This is a genomic window from Dokdonella sp., assembly GCF_049593775.1.
Lineage (GTDB): Bacteria > Pseudomonadota > Gammaproteobacteria > Xanthomonadales > Rhodanobacteraceae > Dokdonella.
Genome location: NZ_JBAWHJ010000367.1, coordinates 1 through 16798, shown reverse-complemented (window position 1 = coordinate 16798; position 16798 = coordinate 1). Strand labels below are relative to the sequence as shown.

Below are 16798 nucleotides of genomic sequence, written 5' to 3'. Positions count from 1 at the left end.
GCCATGTTCCTCCAGGTAGCGCCCGAAGGAGGTGATCATCCCGGGTATGCGGGGATCCGCCGTAACCAGCCAGGCATGCCAGAGGCCATCGATGATGTTTTCACTCATCCAGGGCGAAGCACCCCTGACATCGGTGCCGGCGTCATGAGTTTCGCCTTCGTGGCGCTGCCAGCTGTGTCGCCAGGAACCATCCTTGCCGAGCAGGTCCGGGTTGTTGTCCTGATGCTCGGAGAGCCAGCCCAGGCGATCATCGATGCGTTTGCGATCGGCAGGGTCACCGGTCAACTCGAAGGCTGATACCGTCTCGATCAGGCCAAGCCCGATGTGGCGCTCGGTGAAATTCTGCTCCGGACTCCGGTAGGCGCCACCGATACCGCTCCATCCTCCCTTGTCCCAGAGCGTCATCATCTGCTTGATCAGGTCCGGCGTGTAGAGACTGTCATCTCCGGTCAGGCCTACTGCGAGCAATGCAGGCTCGACGTAGACGTATTTGGCATCGCAGGCCTTGGCCCGACCGAACTCCCAGCCACCCGCGCATTCGCCGCTGCGCTTGAGGTGGCTCATGTAGAAGCGGTAGCTCTCGACTGCGCTGCGCAGATGCGAAACGTCTCCACTGCGAATGTACAGCTTGAACAGCGTACTCGGTCGATCGAACAACCATGCCGTCGAATCCGATGCCGGCAAGGGCGCGGCCCAACCGTACTGGGTCTTGAGGTAGGTGTCGTAGGCGTTACCTGCACTCAACGGAACCTGTGGGCCGGCCAGCAGGGACTGACTCAGCCATTTGGCATCCAGGGTGGCCAGCACCGCAGGCATGCGCAGATGATTCGCCGCGTCGATGAGTCCTTCGGGATACGGCCAGCCATCAACATTCTCCGTGCGCCTTGCATGGGTCGTGAAGCGTAGCTGCCTCGTGGCGGACTTCATCGTTGTGCGCAACTGCACGCGTACGGCTCGGATGCTGTCGTCCCTTGAGTGCCAGCGCAGGGTCACATCGACATGTGCCGGAACTTCCTTGCCGTCTTCATCGAGAATGCGCAACTGCTCCGCATCGGCCAGTTGTCCTGGCGCGAACGGAATGCCGAAGGTGACGGCGATTTCGCCGCTTGCGTGCTCTTGTGCGTGCAGCACGATTCGGTTCAGTTGATCTTTGCCCTGGCGTAAATCATCGGCAGTTGCGAAGGGGTGGGCAAGGATCGCCAGCAACAACCCGGCAATCCATGCGCCCTTTGAACGGGAGACCTGATTGATCATGGAAGATTGCTCATTTTCTGGATGCCGGGCAAACGTGACCCGGGTTCAAGGATTTTCGTCAGACAGCTCTACAACAAACGCATCGCCCGATCCGCGCACATCAATTCGCCAGCCGGAGCGGAACTCCTGCTGGTCGAGGGTAGACCACTCGAGGACATCGAGGACGGCATCCTCGGGAGACAGGATGCGGACGTGCAAGTCTCCAGCCTCGGCAGTGCGACCATCCACTTTGGGTTTGGTCGGTACGTTGATCTGGAACACGGCCTGGACACCTGGCGCGATCGAATACTGGTCACTCACGGTCAGCTTCCGTCCGCCAAAGCGGATCTTGCGTTGCCACGACTCGACGCCTGCGCCAGCTCCGTAAGCCTTGCTGAGGTCTGCGTCTATCGAGACGCTGCCTGTGGCCTGATCGATTGCTGTCACCTCCATCGACGAGGTGGATGGCTCGCGCTGCCGAATGATTGAGCCACTGCGCTCGAAGCGCACGACGTTCTGCACTTCGGTGCCTTGCTGGATACCACTGTGGCTCCAGATGTTCTCGCTGACTGCAAGCCAGTCGTCCGCAAAAAGCGTGAACGCCCCCTGATCCTGGTGAGCATGGCTCTCGACATAGGGGCCGGCGTTGAAGCCCAGCCACATTGCCTTCTTGTCCCAGCCGGTGCGGGCAAACACATGCCCGGTGCCCTCGGCTACGTAAACCGTTTCCGTTGGCGGTGTATCGGCATCGCCGGTTGGCAACAAGTCGTGACGTGCATTGAAGCCATGCGACATTTCCCTGGCGGAAATATTGTTGAGCCACCACGAGGCCATGTCCTGGCTTGCTTCATCGGTGCTCAGGATACGCGCCTCAAGCACGAGTCGCCGGTGGTAGTCGTACAACTCCGGCACCGATACGCGCGACTGGTCTCCGATAGGCGCGAACCGGTCGAGCGTTGGCATGGTTGCATGCACCCAGAACGGGATGCTGTCGCGGGCGTGTGAGTTGGCGTTGGCCAGGTCCTCACCGGTCGAATCCTTCCAGAGGCGGTAAATCGCGAACAGGCGCATGTGGGCGGCGCCATAGCCGGTGCCTTCGCGGCTTCCACCACCCGGCAGTGCGCTGAAGTAAGTCTGCAGTGCGGGCAACTTGTCCTCGCGAAGCAGCGCAAGCCAGCGTTCATTGTTGCTGACCAGCGCCCAGGACATGGTTGCTTCGACAAAACTGTAATAGTAGTTGTTGCCGGGATTGTTGACTGACCAGCCCGACCAGGTGAACGGCTTGCCACCCCATTGGGCTGAGTTCGGGTTCCATATGTTGCTGATCGTCTGTTCGGCATAAGCTGACCAGAGCGTGCGTTGTGCGTCGCTGATATCGGCCTTGCAGGTTTCCAGGGTCTGGGCGAGGGCACTGATCATCGGGCCGGCTTCCAGATAGGAATCGCCGGCAACTCTTGGGCGCTCGCCTGCGGCAATCTGCTTGTTGGCCTCTTCGACCTGGGACTGGACCATCTGCACGGCCAGTTCGCAATACTTTTCCTTGCCGGTCAGGCTGAACATCAGGGCCGCATCGACAGCAGAAAACTCGTATCCGGGCCGTCCGCCAGCAGCGGCATCGACCCAGGACTTGAAGCGCTTGTACGAGGCCGACTTCTGATCGATGAAGGACGTATCCGTTTTCAGCTCCGCACGAACCGACATGGTGCTGGCTGCAAGCAGCAGGGCGGCAATGGCGAGAGATGTCTTCGTCCAGCTCTTGCTGGTCATGGCTATACCTTGTGTGATCGGAACGCGGGCGCTCCATGCTGGAGTCAACCAGCGGCTTCCTGCTTTCCGAGCAGGGTGTATTCCCACTCGAGTGCAGTACGCACAATGAAATCCAGATCATCATGGCGCGGCTGCCAGCCGAGAAGGGACTTCAGCTTCTCGCTGCGTGCGATCAAGGCGGGCGGGTCGCCCGCCCGTCGCGGCTCGTAGCTCACTTGCAGGGGCTTGCCGCTGACGCGTTGCACTGCGTCAATGACTTCGCGAACGCTGTAGCCATGGCCGTAGCCGCAGTTCAACGTTGCCGAATCACCGCCGCCGGCAAGATAGTCGAGCGCCTGCAGATGCGCTGCTGCAAGATCGTCGACATGGATGTAGTCACGGATGCAGGTGCCATCCGCCGTATCGTAGTCGGTGCCGAATACCGACAGGCTGTCGCGCTTGCCCACTGCATGTTCACAGGCAACCTTGATCAGCAGGGTCGCGTTTCGTGTCGACTGGCCGATGCGCCCGCCAGGGTCGCACCCGGCAACGTTGAAATAGCGCAGGATCACGTGACGTAGTGAACTTGCGGCAGACAGGTCCCGCAGCATGTTCTCGCTCATGAGCTTGGACATGCCATAGGGATTGATCGGGGACGTCGCGGTGGCCTCGCTCGCTTCGCCTGATTCCGGCATGCCATAGACCGCGGCCGTCGAAGAGAACACGAACTTTCGAACGCCCGCACGGGAACACGCTTCCAGCAGCGATCGTGTCGCGCAGGTATTGTTGCCGTAGTACTTCAATGGATCGCGGACCGATTCCGGAACGATGGTATGCGCGGCGAAATGCAGTACCGTATCAATGGCGTTTTCGTGCAGGATCGATTGCACAAGTTCGGCGTTGCCAACGTTGCCTTCGATCAGTTCGACGCCCAGCACCGCTTCACGAAAACCGCTGCTGAGATTGTCCAGCACGATGACCGGTTCGCCGCGCTCGACCAGTTGGCGCACGACATGGCTGCCGATGTAGCCGGCGCCGCCAGTCACCAGAACGGGCTTCCGCATGTTCTTGTCTTGAATCGTCATCGGGATCGGTCAGCTCAACGCGTGTAGATGAGTCGGAAGTAGAACGAGTTCTCGTCGAAAGACTCGATGTCACCATCGCCATGGCGTTCGTAACGTGCCAGGTCGGCGCGCCAGCTCCAGTGCTGACCCATCTGTTGTACCAGATAGGTGCCGAACCGATAGTCTCGTTCGCTGGTGTTGGTGACGGTGAAATCCCTGTAGTTCGCTTCGGCAACAAGACCGAGCGTCAGGCGAGGCCGCAGCAGGTAGCCCAGGTTGAAGCCCAAGCCGGTTTCATCGCGATTGCTCGGCAGCCCGGTCAATTCTTCATAGCGATAGGTGGCATAGCGCGCAAGCGCGTCGACACTCAGCCGAGTGGAGACGAAGTGATAGCCGCCTTCCAGACGTTGCTCGCGGTAGACGTCGGGCGTGATAGCTTCCGCGCCAAGGATACCCACGCCGCCCAGGCCAGCATCGAACTCCGATCCGCCGCCCTCGGCGAGGCTGCTTGCAGCATCGGTGTATTCCCAGGCAGCGTCGAAGCTGAAAGTGCTGCTGCCCGTCGCGCGCCAGTCAACACCGGCACGCACCAGCGGACCCGAGGCGTTGTCTCCGCGATCAAAGTTCAGATGCGTATAGCCAAGTGCGAAGTCGAGATCGATCTGGGAGAGGTTTTCCACATAGCCGGCGAAAATCGAATAGCCCTTGAAGTCATTCGCCAGCAGGTCTTCCGCAAAATCGACATCCTGCGCAACCAGGTTGGCGCTGATCCTGCGAGTCGGGCTCAGCTCGTAGATGCCGCGCAAGGCACCGACCACGCGCTGTGAATCAAATGCTTCGGTTTCCTCGGCCCGGCTGTCTACGTAGCGCAACTCTGCCTGGCCCTGCATGGTAGGGCTGATGCGAAACCGCAGCTTCGGACCCGTGGAGAACACATTGGTCTGTTGCAGGTTTTCGGGGACGTCGGGTGCGCGGAGACTGACCGGGTAGAGGCCAAGATTGTCGGTGAAATCCCAGGCCAGCCGTTCCGGCAACAGGACCCAGTTGACGGTGCCGTCCAGGGTGCCGCGAAATTCACTGCCGAATTCGTTGCCCAGATAGTCGCGATACTCGACCGTGCCGCTGACCAGAGCCTGCACCGCAGAGCCTTCCTCACTGATCTCGAAATTGAGTCGCGGGATGAGTACGTTTTCGCTGACCGGATCAGTCGCGCTGAGCGTGATGTTGTCGCTGTACAGCAAGCCAAGTTCGGCCGAGTAGTTGATGCGGACAGCGGAGGCGCTGCAGGGCAAGGCCAGCAGGATGGATGCGGCGAGGATTCGGATGGACGGCTGCATGTCGTACTCCTCAGTAATGGGCGCTCAAGGCAGTTCGTTGAGGACGATTCCTGCAAGTTTGGTGGAGTCGAAGTTGGCCATGACTTTCTGGATGGATGCGGGCGTGTCGCGACCGCTGCCAGCGACAAGGACGACGAAATCGACCAGATCAGCCAGGATGCGCGCGTCCGGCGACCCCTTGACGGCAGGGCCGTCCAGGAACAGGTAACGGTCCGCATATCGGCTGCGCAGCGAATCGAGCATGGCGCGCATGCGGAACGATGAAAAATACTCGCCTCCCATTTCACGCTGGCGACCACAAGGAATCAGACGCAGGCGCGGAATGCCGGTGTGGTACAGGATCTTTTCGACACCGAGCGATGGGTGATCGAGATAGTCGATCAGGCCACCGTTGACCGGATCAACCCGCAATTCCGTGTGCTGCGATGGATGCCGCAGGTTGCAATCCACCAGCAGTGCGGTCTTTGCTTCATCGAATGCGAACGCCGCAGCCAGGTTGCGGGCGACGAAACTGCCGCCGGAACGCGGGCTGATCGGTGCAACCATGGTCACGAAATTATGCTCGCCGCCGAGTGCCAGCAAGCGCGTGCGGATTTCACGAAAGGCATCGGCTTGCCGGCGAACCGATTCTTCGCGATGGATAAGGCGACGCTCTTCGAGTGCAACCGGCGTCAGTGCGTTGGGTTCGATGATGCGCGCAATCGAGCGCGTGGCACCGGCGCGTCGCGCCATGTCACCGGCGGCAGCACCAAGTGCCTTGCCGACGTGATCAGGCATCGAATTGTCGTGTGGCGAATTGCTCATGAGCCCGAGTACTGCCGTATCCAGTAGGTAAAGAAGAACGCCGCCATGACGCCCGCCACCATCAGGAATGCAAACAGTCCGCGACCCCGGTTGCGCAGGCGCTCGCGGCTGGTGGCATAGACGGGCACCGTAGCCAGCACGACCAGCCCGGTGGCCCGCTCCAGTTGCCTGGCGGAGCGTACCCGCGGATCAAAGCGGATCAGCGCGAACAGCAATCCGAACGGTATCAGCACGGCCAGGCCGAGCCCGGCTGCCGCGAAGTGGGTCAGGCGCAATCCGGATGGACGCAGGGGCAGGATCGCGGGATCCTGAATGCGAAATGTCAGGCCGCGTTGCTCCTGGTCCATGACCATCGAGACTCGCGCGTTCTCTCGCCGTCGCAGCAAGTCCTGATAGATGTCGCGATTGACTTCGTAGTCGCGCGTCAGCTCTGCAAGCGCCCCTTCCGACGCAGCGATTCGGCGGCTGCGATCAAGTTCTGCGTTGAGCATGGATTCGCTCGTACTCATTCTTGATCGGTTGGCGGCAATTTCTCGACGCAGCTCGGCCAGGCGTTGCTTGAGTTCCTGGTAGAGGGGGTTGAACTGGGCATTGTCGAACGGGCTCTGGCCCGAGTTGCTGCCGGAAGCACGACGCCTGTCTTCTTCCTCGAGTTGGCGCTGGATATCCTTCATCTGCATGCGCGCGCGAACGACGTCCGGATACTGCTCGGTATAGGTCAGCAACAAACGGTCGAGCTGGGACTGAAGCTCGATGAGCTGCGCGCGGTACAGGCCAGAGCGCGTCTGCACGGCCGTGACCTCGGATTCCCCGGACAACTGAGCAACCAGTGCAGACTCCCTCGACTGCTGCTCCATCAGGTTCATGCGTGCCTGTTCGACCTGGGTGCGCAACGCGCCGATGCGTGCGTTGGCGTCGGTTGCACTTCCGGGCTGCGCATCGGCGTGCTCGGACCGATATTTGAGCAGGCCATCTTCGGCACTGGTCAGCTTGGCGTGATAATCCTTGACCTGACTGTCGATGAACTCGAATGCTTCGCGACTCTCGCGTTCCTTTGTCGCCTTGCTTTCTTCAATGAACCTGGTCGCGAACAACTGCGTCAGGTCGAAGGTCCGTTGCGGGTCTGAATCCCGGTAGCTGATCTCGATCATGTCGGGACGCGGGCTGGTGATGCTGGTTCGACCCCTGATCTGCTCCATCAGCCTGTCGCGCATGATCGCGGAAGGCCTCTCGGCAAGCCAGCCGCCATGCTCCAGCGCGTCCTCGAGAATCTTGCGGCTGAAAATAACCTGGCGTGCCATGCCTGCGCGATCGGCTACTTCAGTTGCGACCGCGCGACCTTCGAGCAAGGGCTGGATGATGTCGCTGCTTGAAGCAAGAATCGTGGTTGATGCTACGTACGTCCGCGGCCAGAAAATGCCGACCGCGAGCCCGATCATGGCGATCAGGGCGAAGAGAACTGCCAGGGTCACGCTGTAGCGCCGGGTTTCGCGTGCGAAAACCGGCAGCATTTCGGCAATAGGTGCCATTTCCGTATTCACGATCGCACTCTTCCCTGCGAATTTCCGTCAGTCATCTAGAACGTCCGTTCGGGAACCGTGATCACATCGCCCGGTTGAACCGGATAGTTCGTTTCGAGGTCGCCTTTTTGCAGGATCCGGTCGAGTCGAACCGGATAGGCGCGAGTCGAGTCGCCATCCTTTCGGTAAAGCTCGGTGCGATCGGCTGCGGCGAATTCATTGGTGCCGCCTGCGGCGAGCACGGCATCAAGTACGGTCATGCCCTGCCGATAGGGAACCGAAATCGGCGTGCGAACGGCGCCGGTAACGCGAACACGGGCAAGGTATTCGTGGCTGCGCAGCTCGTCCACGATCACCGTGACTTGCGGGTTGCGCACGTATGCTTCCAGCCTGGACTTGATCTCGGCCGAAACTTCCTCGGGCGTGCGACCGCCGGCGGTCACGTCGCCGACCAGTGGTACCGAGATCATGCCGTCAGGCCGAACCGGCACGGTCACGTCCAGATCGGGGTTTTGCCATACCGACACGCGAATGACATCGTCGACACCAATCCGGTAGGCCTTGACGGCTTGTTCGGTCGGATTGATCGTGGGGGCGGATCCCGGGCGCGGCCCGCTGGCGCAGGCGGCCAGCAGCACGAAAATCGCAATCGTTGCCAACAGGCGCAGGTGGTTCATCGGAGTCCCCTTGTACACTTCAGTCTGGGGTGTGAAACGTATCACACTTTGAGGTCATTCCGGCCGGTTCAGACGTTGTAATAGCTGCGATACCAGTCCACAAAGCGAGCTACACCTTGCTCGACGGTTGTCGTTGGCGCATAGCCGGTATCCCGGCTCAATTCGGTGACGTCGGCGTAGGTGTCCGGGACGTCGCCCGGCTGCAACGGGAGCAGGTTTTTCTGCGCCTTGCGACCGATGCAGTTCTCGATGACTTCAATGTAATGGGACAACTCGACGGGCTGGTTGTTTCCGATGTTGTACAGCCGATACGGCGCACTGGATGAAGCCGGCGTCGGCAGCAATGGATCGAAGTCGGGATCGGCGACGGGAGTGCGATCGAGCGTGCGCATGACACCTTCGACGATATCGTCGACGTAGGTGAAATCGCGTGTGTGCTTGCCATGATTGAAAACATCGATGGGCTCGCCGGCGAGAATCTTGCGGGTAAACAGGAACAGGGCCATGTCCGGTCGACCCCACGGGCCGTAAACGGTGAAGAAGCGCAGCCCCGTGGTCGGCAATCCGAACAGGTGGCTGTAGGTGTGCGCCATCAATTCGTTGGCCTTCTTGGTTGCCGCATACAGGCTGACCGGATGATCGACTGGATCGCGAACGGAAAAGGGCAGTTTGCGATTGGCACCGTAGACGGAACTTGATGACGCATAGACGAGGTGTTCGACTCCGCCGTGTCGGCACGCTTCGAGGATGTGCGTGAAGCCGACGATATTGCTGTCGATATAGGCGCGTGGATTTTCCAGTGAATAGCGTACGCCGGCCTGGGCGGCAAGATTGACGACGCGTTGCGGGCGAAAGCTTGCGAAGGCGCCATCCACGGCAGCGCGGTCTTCCAGCGAAGCCTTCACGAACTGGAATCCCGCTTGTGGTGTCAGCTTCGCGAGACGATCTTCCTTGAGCTTCGGGTCGTAGTAGTCATTGATGTTGTCGAAGCCGAGGACCTCGTCGCCGCGCGCAAGCAGGCGATGGCTCAAGGTTGAACCGATGAATCCTGCCGCTCCGGTGACGAGTACGCGCATGGGAAGCTTCCTGAAATTAGAGGCGGTCATCTACCGCTTCGCGCGGCAGGACCTGCTTGACGTCGAACAGGACGCAGCCAGGCTTGCCCAACGCGCGGATTTTCTCGGCACCCATTTCCACGAACTGGCGATGTGCGACCGCCAGCACGATGGCGTCGTACTTCCCGTTTTCGAGTTCGCCAACGAGCTCAAGGCCATATTCATGCCGGGCGTCTGCCTGATTGACCCAGGGATCATGGACATCCACGCTTGCGTGGAACTTGCGGAACTCGCTGACCACATCGACGACGCGTGTATTGCGCAGGTCCGGGCAGTTTTCCTTGAACGCCAGGCCGAGCACGAGCACGTTGGCATTGGCCACGTGCAGGCGACGCTGGATCATGTGCTTGATGACACGCTGCGCGATATGGCTGCCCATGCCATCGTTGATGCGGCGCCCGGACAGGATGACTTCCGGGTGATAGCCGATCTGCTGAGCCTTGTGGGTCAGATAGTACGGGTCGACGCCGATGCAATGGCCGCCGACAAGGCCTGGCCGGAATGGCAGGAAGTTCCACTTGGTTCCTGCGGCTGCCAGCACTTCGCTGGTATCGATGCCCAGGCGGTCGAAAATAAGGGCCAGTTCATTGATCAGGGCGATGTTGAGATCGCGCTGGGTGTTTTCGATGACCTTGGCGGCCTCGGCGACGCGCATGCTCGAAGCCTTGTGCGTGCCGGCCGTGATGATTTGCCGGTATAGCGAATCAACGAAATCGGCAGCCTCGGGGGTGGAGCCCGAAGTGACCTTCATGATCGATTCGAGTCGATGCTCCTTGTCACCCGGATTGATTCGTTCCGGGCTGTAGCCGGCATAGAAATCATGGTTGAAGCGCAGGCCCGATTCGCGCTCGATGATTGGAACGCACACTTCTTCTGTCGCGCCGGGGTAGACGGTTGACTCGAAGATGACCACGGCACCGCGCTGGATGGCTTGTCCGACCATGCGGCTGGCGCTTTCCAGCGGCCCGAGATCAGGCCGCTTGGCATCGTCGATGGGGGTCGGCACCGTGACGATGAATACATTGCAGGATCGGAGGTCGTTCGGATCGGCGGTGAAACCCAGTTGCGGGGTTGCCTTCAATTCGTCCGATGTGACCTCCAGGGTGTGGTCACGATGCGCCTGCAGCTCCGAAATCCGATGGGAGTTGATGTCGAACCCCAGCGTGGCCAGCTTCCTGCCAAAGCCGACTGCGAGCGGCAGGCCCACGTATCCCAGGCCGATGATCGCCAGTCGGGTTTGTTCTTCGCGGGGCAGTGCGGCAGGAGTCATAGGGCACATCCATCAGAGCCAGCCGCGAAGTTTAGCAGCCTGTCGGGCCTTGCCGGTCGAGGCGGGGTTTTCGTTCGGCGAGAAGGGCTTGGTCCCACTGAGTTGCTGAAGTGGCAGTTCGGGCCGAATTGCGTTGAAATCGGGAACCGCCGGTACCCAGTCGCGGGTCGCCGGTCAGGGGCCCGGCCAGCCGTCGGCGCGTCGACTCTCGGGCAGGACAAAAGCAGCGCGTATGGTGGCCCGCGCATTCCGCTGGCTGGCGGATCCTGAACTTGGATACTTCGGCGATCCTGGATGGCTTCTGCGGAAATCGCCCGCCGGGACGGCGTTTCAGGTTGAGATCTGCTCCACAGGTTTCTGTCCGGCCCCTGAACAGTCATGCAAGTATGTGATCAGATTCAATATATTGCCTTTCTGCTGGCCACATGATGCGTCCCCCCTGATGGTCGGAGTGTGCTTGTGTTGTTTGCTCGTCTTGTTGCCGGATTGATCGCAGTCAGCGCCAGTTGCGCGCTTGCGGTTGAACCGTTCATTGCCCCCGCCGTCCCCAACGGCAGCCTCCCGGTACAGCTGGTGCCGACCGAGGTCGTCACTCCGGGCAGCAATCGACTGGTCACTTTCGGCGTGCCATTTCCGCGCGGGTCGCTCTCGGTGGCCGGCCTGGAGACGCTGCGCGTGCTCAAGGGCGGACAGGAAATTCCGGCGCACGTGAGCCAGATGACGCCTTGGAGGCATCGTGGCAACGCGGCGCTCGATGGTGCCTCGGTGCGCGTTGCGCGCATTCAGATCCAGTATGCATTCGCATCGACATCGCCCGAATCGATCACCTTGAGCTGGGGTGGTACGCCACGTCAGCAGAACGTAGCCAGCCTCGTATCTGCGCGCAATGGCTGGCACACCGTCACCAGTGGCAGCTTTGTATCCTCTGACAACGTGCAGGAGCCCGATGTCTATGCTGTCCTTCCCAAGGCCTGGTTGAGTCAGGGAGCGCTGAAGGGTGTTCGCAGCCAGGCTTTCGACGACAGCAACACCGAAGCCAGGGACAATCCGACCACCAACTCCGGAATCTCCCACTGGCCGGAATACCGGGAAGCGGACCGCGCGATCAAGAACAATTTCTACAGCTCGATCAACGAGGATGACGCGAGTGTCACCGTGGGCAACCAGTGCCACTACAAGACAGAGTACGAGCCCTGGCTGTACGACAGAGCTGCCTCGATGTTCGTTCTCTATGAACGCAGCGGCTTCTACAAGGCGTTGCGCGAGGCGGTTCGCGCCTCGGAGTTCTACACCGACCACGTCAATTCCAGCGGCTATTTCGAATTCAAGAATGGCGATACGAAATATGTCTATGCCGAGAATCTGGCGTATCGCTACTGGCTGACAGGTGATGACACGGCGCTGGATCGCCTGTCCGCGATTGTCAGTGCGCAAGGTGGCTTCAATGACGCCTGGAGTCCCGGTACCGGTTTCTGGACCGAGCGCCACGCCGCGTTCAAGCTGCTGGCCTACCAGGTCGACTACGAGCTCAATGGCGGCAGCCAGGCCAACAACGTGGCGACGCTTGTAGGGCGACTGATCTCCCATCAGAACGGCGCGAATGGGCAGATACCGCAGCCCTCAGGCTATGTTGACGGCGGTCTCTACCATCTCGGCTCTCAACATGATGGTGACTGGGCCAACGGATCCTACGGTGCATCAGGCTGGATGAGCGTACTGGTGGTCGATGCGATGCTGCGCGCGTACTCCACCTCCGAGGATCCGGCCATCGCCAATTTCATCCGGCGCATGGGAAATTTCCTGCGCGCCGCCACGATCAATACAACCGATCACATGTACAACTTCGGAGGTGCACTGGCACTGCCGCGCTACGCCATGCTGTCGAACGGCGCCAATGGCCAGATGGGCAGTTCGGATGTCGAGCACGCCCTGGACGTCGCTGCCGGACTTGCATGGGCCAACTATTTCGCCGAGCTGACCCAGCAGTCGGATCCACGTCTGGCGGATACCGCTGAAGATCTCTATTTCACCTACGACGAAGGCGTCAACTACTGGATTCGTCCGGGTGGCCCTGGTGCGGGATTGCCAGCCTATCGCACGTCGCCATGGCGCAAGTTTGGCTGGGAGCACCGGGTATCGGGTGGCTTGGGCTGGGCCATGAATGCCGCAACGGCGAGCGCGGATGAAGTGTTCGCCAGCGGCTTCGACTGATTCTGCGGCGCTGCCAATGGCAGCAATGCCTGATCAGGTCTTTCTGGGGCGGCTCCAGCCCGGTACCGTGTTTTGGCGAGTGCGCGCAATGGTCAACTGATCTTCGGGTGCGGAACGGGTAATCACCGATCCGGCACCCACGGTTGCATTGCGACCAATCGACACCGGCGCCACCAGTGATGAATTCGAGCCGATGAAGGCGCCATCACCAATGCTCGTGCGGTGCTTGTTCACGCCATCATAGTTGCAGGTGATCGTGCCCGCGCCGATGTTGGCCTGACTACCCACATCGGCGTCGCCGACATAGCTCAGGTGATTGATCTTCGAACCGGCGCCAAGACGCGTATTCTTGGTTTCGACGAAATTTCCGATGCGTGATCCGGCGCCGAGTTCGGTTCCCGGGCGCAGGCGTGCGAACGGGCCGATCACGCAGGGGCCGTGGGTGACCACACCCTCGATGTCGCAATGGGCATGGACAACCGTACCTGCTGCCAGACGCGAATTTGAAATGCGTGTGAAGGGCCCAATCGAGACTTCGTCGCCGAGCTCAACTTCGCCTTCGAGGATGACGTCGACATCGATTTCCACATCGCGGCCGACAATGGCCTTGCCGCGCAAATCGAAGCGAACGGGGTCGGAAAAACGGACGCCGGCTGAGGCAAGTTCGGTCGCGCGCATGCGCTGGTACAGTCGCTCCAGCGCGGCCAGTTGCCATGGGTCGTTGGCGCCGAACACTTCCTGCGGATTCGTGCACAGGCTGGCTTCGGCCGGCTCACCTTCCTCGTCGGCCTGCGCGTAGATGTCGGTCAGGTAGTACTCGTTCTGTGCGTTGTCGTCCGAGAGGTTGTTGATCCAGACGCGAAGGCGGCGCGCCTCGGCAACCAGGATGCCGCTGTTGACGCAGTTGATCGTGCGCTGCTCGACTGTGCAGTCCTTTTCCTCAACAATGGCACGTACGCGACCAATACCATCGCGAACCACGCGGCCATAGCCGTAGGGGACTTCAAGCTGGGTGACCAGGGCTGTCAGCGGACCAGCCGTCATCAGCAGGCCTTCAAGCGTATCCCGCCCGATCAGGGGGACATCGCCATACAGGACCAGCACGCGTGCGTCATCGGGGACTGCGGTCATGGCCAGTTTCACGGCGTGGCCGGTGCCGCGCTGTTCGGCTTGCTTGACCCAGGAAAGATCCGGATCGGCGAATGCCGCGCGGACCTGGTCGCCGCCGTGACCATAGACGATATGGATGGCCGCCGGATCCAGCGCACGGGCGACATCAAGCACATGTCCAAGCATGGAGCGGCCAGCCAGCGGCATCAGCACTTTCGGTCGAGACGACTTCATGCGCTTGCCTTCGCCAGCGGCAAGAATGACAACGTGCAGAGAAGCGGCGGGCATCTGCATATCTCCCCAGGGTAGTCCCGGAACCATAACGGAATTACCGGTCATGGGAAACGGACTGGCAATGAACCGCACCCCCGGCGGTCAGCCCCACGCGACGAGCGGTGGCTGGAGAGCCGGACTGTGGAGACTGGATGTCGGAACAAACAGCGAAGCAAGCCCGAAGGGCGAGGCGCGGGATGCGCCGAGTCAATGGGGAATGGGAGGCAGGGAATGACGCGGACAAGCAGGGCAGGTTGGTGGTGTGCGTGAGCGAACCCCAACAACTTGGGAATTCTCAGCCGATTGGAACTCCAGGCCATCTGGCTGTTGGGCATCGCGCTCGCTCAGCGCAACCTGCGCAGCGCAACGACCCAGGAACCGGGGCGGAAGAGGGGGTAGCCAATGAAAAAGCCAAGGTCGTCGTTGCAGACGGCCTTGGCTTGATAGTGCTGCTGGCAGAATCGGACGGGATCAGATCCTGCCGACGATGCTCTTAGTGCTTGAGGTTGCGGCGCAGATGTTCGAGAGCCTGCAACTGGGCCATCGCCTGGGCCAGTTGAGTCTGGGCCTCGGCGATCTCCAGGGCGTCGGTACGATCGGCGATTGCACGTTCGGCTTCGTCCTTTGCCTTGCGCGCAGCGGCTTCGTCGAGATCCGCAGCACGTTCCGCCGTGTCGGCCAAAACGGTGACGACCTGGGGCTGCACTTCGAGAATGCCGCCCGACACATAGAAGAACTGTTCATCGCCATTCTCCAGCTTCAGCCGTACCTGGCCGGGCTTGAGGCGAGTGATCAGCGGCGCATGGCGCGGCGCGATACCGAGTTCGCCCATCTCGCCGGTCGCAATGACCATGCTGACGTTGCCATGGAAGATTTCCTTCTCGGCACTGACGATGTCGCAGCGAATTGTGCTCATGGTGTCTCTCTCACTTAGTTCGGTCGACGAGAATGGGGAATAGGGAGTGGGGAATGATCAGGAGCAACAGCAAAGACGGCGCGAAGTCCTCTCTACCGATTCCCTATTCTCCATTCTCCATTCCCGAAAGCGGCTTATGCCGCTTTTTTCGCCATCTCTTCAGCCTTGGCAAAGGCTTCGTCGATGCCGCCGACCATGTAGAAGGCCTGTTCCGGCAGCTGATCGCATTCGCCGTCGCAGATCATCTTGAAGCCGCGGATGGTTTCCTTCAGCGTGACGTACTTGCCCGGTGCGCCGGTGAAGACCTGAGCAACCGTGAACGGCTGCGAGAAGAACTTTTCGATCTTGCGAGCGCGGTACACCGTGTTGCGGTCGTCTTCGCTGAGCTCGTCCATGCCGAGGATGGCGATGATGTCCTTCAGTTCCTTGTAGCGCTGCAGGGTGCCCTGGACGCGACGTGCGGTGTCGTAGTGTTCGTTGCCGATGACCAGTGGATCGAGCTGACGGCTGGTCGACGCCAGCGGATCAACCGCCGGGTAGATGCCGAGGCTGGCGATGTCACGTGAAAGAGCCACGGTCGAATCGAGATGGGCAAACGTGGTCGCCGGCGACGGATCGGTGTAGTCATCGGCAGGCACGTAGACGGCCTGGATCGAGGTGATCGAACCGGTCTTGGTCGAGGTGATGCGCTCCTGCAGACGGCCCATTTCATCGGCCAGGGTCGGCTGGTAGCCCACGGCAGACGGCATGCGGCCGAGCAGGGCGGACACTTCCGTTCCGGCCAGCGTGTAGCGGTAGATGTTGTCGACGAAGAACAGGATGTCGCGGCCCTTGCCGGTTTCCGGATCGATGTCGTCGCGGAAATACTCGGCCATGGTAAGACCGGTCAGGGCGACGCGCAGGCGGTTGCCCGGCGGCTCGTTCATCTGGCCGTAAACCATGGCGACCTTGGATTGCTGGATGTCATCAAGCTTGACGACGCCGGCTTCAATCATCTCGTGGTAGAAGTCGTTGCCTTCGCGGGTACGTTCACCGACACCGGCGAACACCGAGAGACCGGCGTGCTGGGTGGCGATGTTGTTGATCAGCTCGAGCATGTTGACCGTCTTGCCGACGCCGGCGCCGCCGAACAGGCCAACCTTGCCGCCCTTGGCGAACGGGCAGACCAGGTCGATGACCTTGATGCCGGTTTCAAGCAGGTCGTCGCTCGAGGACTGGTCATCATAGGCCGGAGCCTCGCGATGGATGACCCATTTCTCTTTCTCGCCGATTGGACCGGCTTCGTCGATTGGATTGCCGAGCACGTCCATGATGCGGCCAAGGGTTTCCTTGCCGACCGGGACCTTGATGCCATCACCGGTATTGTTCGCAATGAGGCCGCGCTTGAGTCCGTCGGTCGATCCGAGTGCAATCGTGCGCACTTCGCCGTCACCGAGCTGCTGCTGTACCTCGAGCGTGATCGCCATGCCATCGATGGTCAGGGCGTCGTAGATCTTGGGCTCGGAATCGCGCGGAAATTCGT

13 protein-coding genes are annotated in these 16798 nt (G+C 60.7%); 1 reads left to right on the top strand and 12 read right to left on the bottom strand.

The genetic code is table 11. The features are described 5' to 3' along the window. The 9 genes from WBP53_RS12635 to tviB form a co-directional block, all read right to left on the bottom strand. The coding region (locus WBP53_RS12635; protein ID WP_423929451.1) for a hypothetical protein at nt 1-1254 on the bottom strand (1254 nt) is incomplete at its 3' end. Nucleotides 1255-1299: 45 nt separating this feature from the next. Next, nucleotides 1300-3000 (bottom strand): hypothetical protein, encoded by a 1701-nt coding sequence (locus WBP53_RS12630; protein WP_423929449.1) that lies wholly within the window; start codon nt 2998-3000, stop codon nt 1300-1302. Between the two features lie 44 nt (nt 3001-3044). Further along, nucleotides 3045-4043: a UDP-glucose 4-epimerase GalE gene (gene galE, locus WBP53_RS12625; RefSeq protein WP_423929447.1), complete on the bottom strand. Its 999-nt coding sequence runs from the start codon at nt 4041-4043 to the stop codon at nt 3045-3047. Between the two features lie 35 nt (nt 4044-4078). Next, complete coding sequence (locus tag WBP53_RS12620) at nt 4079-5380, bottom strand: hypothetical protein (RefSeq protein WP_423929445.1); 1302 nt, start codon at nt 5378-5380, stop codon at nt 4079-4081. Nucleotides 5381-5404: 24 nt separating this feature from the next. Next, complete coding sequence (locus tag WBP53_RS12615; RefSeq protein ID WP_423929443.1) at nt 5405-6184, bottom strand: CpsD/CapB family tyrosine-protein kinase; 780 nt, start codon at nt 6182-6184, stop codon at nt 5405-5407. Then, nucleotides 6181-7725, bottom strand: coding sequence for an XrtA system polysaccharide chain length determinant (locus WBP53_RS12610; RefSeq protein WP_423929441.1), 1545 nt, complete (start codon nt 7723-7725; stop codon nt 6181-6183). Before WBP53_RS12610 ends, WBP53_RS12615 begins: the two co-directional genes overlap by 4 nt. A gap of 35 nt (nt 7726-7760) precedes the next feature. Further along, complete coding sequence (locus WBP53_RS12605; RefSeq protein ID WP_423929439.1) at nt 7761-8381, bottom strand: XrtA/PEP-CTERM system exopolysaccharide export protein; 621 nt, start codon at nt 8379-8381, stop codon at nt 7761-7763. Nucleotides 8382-8449: 68 nt separating this feature from the next. After that, nucleotides 8450-9457 (bottom strand): NAD-dependent epimerase, encoded by a 1008-nt coding sequence (locus WBP53_RS12600; RefSeq protein WP_423929437.1) that lies wholly within the window; start codon nt 9455-9457, stop codon nt 8450-8452. A 16-nt stretch (nt 9458-9473) separates the two neighbouring features. Further along, entirely contained in the window at nt 9474-10766 is a 1293-nt protein-coding gene (gene tviB / locus WBP53_RS12595) for a Vi polysaccharide biosynthesis UDP-N-acetylglucosamine C-6 dehydrogenase TviB (protein ID WP_423929435.1), read from the bottom strand. A 459-nt stretch (nt 10767-11225) separates the two neighbouring features. Here tviB and WBP53_RS12590 point away from each other — a divergent pair, with 459 nt between their 5' ends. Next, nucleotides 11226-12977 carry a hypothetical protein gene (locus WBP53_RS12590; protein WP_423929433.1) on the top strand — a complete coding sequence of 584 codons (1752 nt, stop codon included), beginning with the start codon at nt 11226-11228 and terminating at the stop codon, nt 12975-12977. Between the two features lie 33 nt (nt 12978-13010). Here the strand turns inward: WBP53_RS12590 and glmU are convergent, their stop codons facing one another. From glmU to atpD, 3 genes are all read right to left on the bottom strand, one after another. Beyond that, on the bottom strand, nt 13011-14375 hold the full coding sequence (glmU, locus tag WBP53_RS12585; protein ID WP_423929431.1) for a bifunctional UDP-N-acetylglucosamine diphosphorylase/glucosamine-1-phosphate N-acetyltransferase GlmU: 1365 nt from the start codon (nt 14373-14375) through the stop codon (nt 13011-13013). A gap of 478 nt (nt 14376-14853) precedes the next feature. Then, entirely contained in the window at nt 14854-15276 is a 423-nt protein-coding gene (locus WBP53_RS12580) for a F0F1 ATP synthase subunit epsilon (RefSeq protein WP_423929429.1), read from the bottom strand. A 134-nt stretch (nt 15277-15410) separates the two neighbouring features. Further along, nucleotides 15411-16798: F0F1 ATP synthase subunit beta (atpD, locus tag WBP53_RS12575; RefSeq protein ID WP_423929427.1), on the bottom strand; the 1388-nt coding region annotated here is incomplete at its 5' end.

Coding starts and splice junctions, on each gene's coding strand:
- WBP53_RS12630 (WP_423929449.1), bottom strand. CDS start 3,000: ATGACCAGCAAGAGCTGGACGAAGACATCTCTCGCCATTGCCGCCCTG.
- galE (WP_423929447.1), bottom strand. CDS start 4,043: ATGCGGAAGCCCGTTCTGGTGACTGGCGGCGCCGGCTACATCGGCAGC.
- WBP53_RS12620 (WP_423929445.1), bottom strand. CDS start 5,380: ATGCAGCCGTCCATCCGAATCCTCGCCGCATCCATCCTGCTGGCCTTG.
- WBP53_RS12615 (WP_423929443.1), bottom strand. CDS start 6,184: ATGAGCAATTCGCCACACGACAATTCGATGCCTGATCACGTCGGCAAG.
- WBP53_RS12605 (WP_423929439.1), bottom strand. CDS start 8,381: ATGAACCACCTGCGCCTGTTGGCAACGATTGCGATTTTCGTGCTGCTG.
- WBP53_RS12600 (WP_423929437.1), bottom strand. CDS start 9,457: ATGCGCGTACTCGTCACCGGAGCGGCAGGATTCATCGGTTCAACCTTG.
- tviB (WP_423929435.1), bottom strand. CDS start 10,766: ATGACTCCTGCCGCACTGCCCCGCGAAGAACAAACCCGACTGGCGATC.
- glmU (WP_423929431.1), bottom strand. CDS start 14,375: ATGCCCGCCGCTTCTCTGCACGTTGTCATTCTTGCCGCTGGCGAAGGC.
- WBP53_RS12580 (WP_423929429.1), bottom strand. CDS start 15,276: ATGAGCACAATTCGCTGCGACATCGTCAGTGCCGAGAAGGAAATCTTC.